The sequence below is a fragment of the Catenulispora subtropica genome, from assembly GCF_039531675.1.
Taxonomy (GTDB): Bacteria; Actinomycetota; Actinomycetes; order Streptomycetales; family Catenulisporaceae; genus Catenulispora; species Catenulispora subtropica.
The window spans coordinates 1-3,409 of sequence record NZ_BAAAQM010000116.1 but is presented as its reverse complement, the minus strand read 5'-3'; the positions used below and the strand labels follow the sequence as shown (position 1 = coordinate 3,409).

Annotated in this window: 2 rRNA genes; both read left to right on the top strand. The window is 58.3% G+C overall.

What is annotated here, in order from left to right:
- The first annotated feature begins 48 nt into the window (after positions 1-48).
- Positions 49-3,179 (top strand): 23S ribosomal RNA (locus tag ABD466_RS44120).
- Positions 3,180-3,284: 105 nt separating this feature from the next.
- Positions 3,285-3,401 (top strand): 5S ribosomal RNA (gene rrf, locus ABD466_RS44115).
- The last annotated feature ends 8 nt before the right edge of the window (positions 3,402-3,409 follow it).

Below are 3,409 nucleotides of genomic sequence, written 5' to 3'. Positions count from 1 at the left end.
GTGCCGGTGGGTGTTTGAGATCTGAACAGTGGATGCGAGCATCTTTGTGGCCAAGTTTTTAAGGGCGCACGGTGGATGCCTTGGCACCAGGAGCCGATGAAGGACGTGGTAGGCCGCGAAAGGCCTCGGGGAGCTGTCAAACGAGCTGTGATCCGAGGGTGTCCGAATGGGGGAACCCGGCCGTATGTGAGTGCGGTCACCCGCGCCTGAATATATAGGGCGTGTGGAGGGAACGACGGGAAGTGAAACATCTCAGTACCGTCAGGAAGAGAAAACAACAGTGATTCCGGGAGTAGTGGCGAGCGAAACCGGAAGAGGCTAAACCGTCTGCGTGTGATACCCGGCAGGGGTTGCGCGGGCGGGGTCGTGGGACTTTTCGATCAGATCTGCCGGTCTGGTGCGGAGTAAGAAACCAGCAGTGTAGTCGAAGGCGATGCGAAAGCGCCGGCATAGTGGGTAATACCCCCGTAGACGAAACATTGTTGGCTCCGGAAGAGTATCCCAAGTAGCACGGGGCCCGAGAAATCCCGTGTGAATCTGGCGGGACCACCCGCTAAGCCTGAATACTCCCTGGTGACCGATAGCGGACTAGTACCGTGAGGGAAAGGTGAAAAGTACCCCGGGAGGGGAGTGAAAGAGTACCTGAAACCGTGTGCCTACAAGCCGTGGGAGCTACGCCGCCGCCGATTCATCGGTTGGTGGTTGTGACCGCGTGCCTTTTGAAGAATGAGCCTGCGAGTTAGCGGTGTGTGGCGAGGTTAACCCGGGTGGGGTAGCCGTAGCGAAAGCGAGTCCGAACAGGGCGTTTGAGTCGCATGCCCTAGACCCGAAGCGTGGTGATCTAGCCATGGGCAGGGTGAAGCGCGGGTAAGACCGCGTGGAGGCCCGAACCCACCAGGGTTGAAAACCTGGGGGATGACCTGTGGTTAGGGGTGAAAGGCCAATCAAACCACGTGATAGCTGGTTCTCCCCGAAATGCATTTAGGTGCAGCGTCGTGTGTTTCTTCCCGGAGGTAGAGCACTGGATGGTCTAGGGGGCCCACAAGCTTACCGAAATCAGCCAAACTCCGAATGCCGGTGAAGTGATAGCGCGGCAGTGAGACGGCGGGGGATAAGCTTCGTCGTCGAGAGGGAAACAGCCCAGAACACCGGCTAAGGCCCCTAAGCGCGTGCTAAGTGGGAAAGGATGTGGAGTCGCATAGACAACCAGGAGGTTGGCTTAGAAGCAGCCACCCTTGAAAGAGTGCGTAATAGCTCACTGGTCAAGTGATTCCGCGCCGACAATGTAGCGGGGCTCAAGCACGCCGCCGAAGCCGTGTCATTCACACATCAGATCACCGCCTAGACAGCGGTCAGTCGTGTGGATGGGTAGGGGAGCGTCGTGTATCGGGTGAAGCCTCGGAGTGATCCAGGGGTGGACGGTACACGAGTGAGAATGCAGGCATGAGTAGCGAATGCGACGTGAGAAACGTCGCCGCCGGATGACCAAGGGTTCCTGGGCCAGGCTAATCCGCCCAGGGTGAGTCGGGACCTAAGGCGAGGCCGACAGGCGTAGTCGATGGACAACGGGTTGATATTCCCGTACCCGCGAAGGTCCGCCCAATGCTGACCGGTGTGATGCTAAGCCCGTGAAGCCCCCTGGAACCTTCGGGTTTCGGGTGTGGTGGAGCCGGTGACCCGAGCGCCTAGTAGGCAAGCGATGGTGTGACGCAGGAAGGTAGCCCAACCCGGGCGGTGGTTGTCCCGGGGTAAGGATGTAGGGCGGTGTGTAGGCAAATCCGCACACCACATAGCCTGAGATCTGATGCCGAGCCCGTAGGGGCGAAGTGGGTGATCCTATGCTGTCGAGAAAAGCATCTAGCGAGGACCGAGCGGCCCGTACCCCAAACCGACACAGGTGGTCAGGTAGAGAATACCGAGGCGATCGGGTGAACCGTGGTTAAGGAACTCGGCAAAATACCTCCGTAACTTCGGGAGAAGGAGGACTTGTTGTGGTGATGGGCCTTGCGCCTTGAGCTGTGGCAAGTCGCAGAGACCAGCGAGAAGCGACTGTTTACTAAAAACACAGGTCCGTGCGAAGTCGCAAGACGATGTATACGGACTGACGCCTGCCCGGTGCTGGAACGTTAAGGGGACCGGTTAGACCGCAAGGTCGAAGCTGAGAACTTAAGCGCCAGTAAACGGCGGTGGTAACTATAACCATCCTAAGGTAGCGAAATTCCTTGTCGGGTAAGTTCCGACCTGCACGAATGGCGTAACGACTTCTCGACTGTCTCAACCACGGACCCGGCGAAATTGCACTACGAGTAAAGATGCTCGTTTCGCGCAGCAGGACGGAAAGACCCCAGGACCTTCACTACAGCTTGATATTGGTGTTCGACTCGGTTTGTGTAGGATAGGTGGGAGGCTGTGAAGCTCGGACGCTAGTTCGGGTGGAGCCGGCGTTGAAATACCACTCTGATCGTGTTGGATGTCTAACCTCGGTCCGTGATCCGGATCAGGGACAGTGTCTGGTGGGTAGTTTAACTGGGGCGGTTGCCTCCTAAAAGGTAACGGAGGCGCCCAAAGGTTCCCTCAGCCTGGTTGGCAATCAGGTGGCGAGTGCAAGTGCACAAGGGGGCTTGACTGTGAGACCGACGGGTCGAGCAGGAGCGAAAGCTGGGACTAGTGATCCGGCCATGGCTTGTGGAAGCGTGGTCGCTCAACGGATAAAAGGTACCCTGGGGATAACAGGCTGATCTTCCCCAAGAGTCCATATCGACGGGATGGTTTGGCACCTCGATGTCGGCTCGTCGCATCCTGGGGCTGGAGTAGGTCCCAAGGGTTGGGCTGTTCGCCCATTAAAGCGGTACGCGAGCTGGGTTTAGAACGTCGTGAGACAGTTCGGTCCCTATCCGCTGCGCGCGCAGGAGACTTGAGAAGGGCTGTCCCTAGTACGAGAGGACCGGGATGGACGGACCTCTGGTGTGCCAGTTGTCCCGCCAGGGGCATGGCTGGTTGGCTACGTTCGGGAAGGATAACCGCTGAAAGCATCTAAGCGGGAAACCTGCTTCAAGATGAGGTCTCCCACCCACTTGATGGGGTAAGGCTCCCGGCAGACTACCGGGTTGATAGGCCGGGCGTGGAAGCATCGTGAGGTGTGGAGCGGACCGGTACTAATAGGCCGAGGGCTTGACCACAAAGCTGATTTTTTCCAAGTTTTTCTTGCTCGCATCCACTGCTCAGATCTGAGACCCCCACTGGTCCTGAGACTTGTTTGTCTTGGCTGGTGTGTCTCGTAGTGTTACGGCCGCCATGGCGGCGGGGAAACGCCCGGTCCCATTCCGAACCCGGAAGCTAAGCCCGCCAGCGCCGATGGTACTGCCAGGGGGACCTGGTGGGAGAGTAGGACGCGGCCGGACTAAATTTC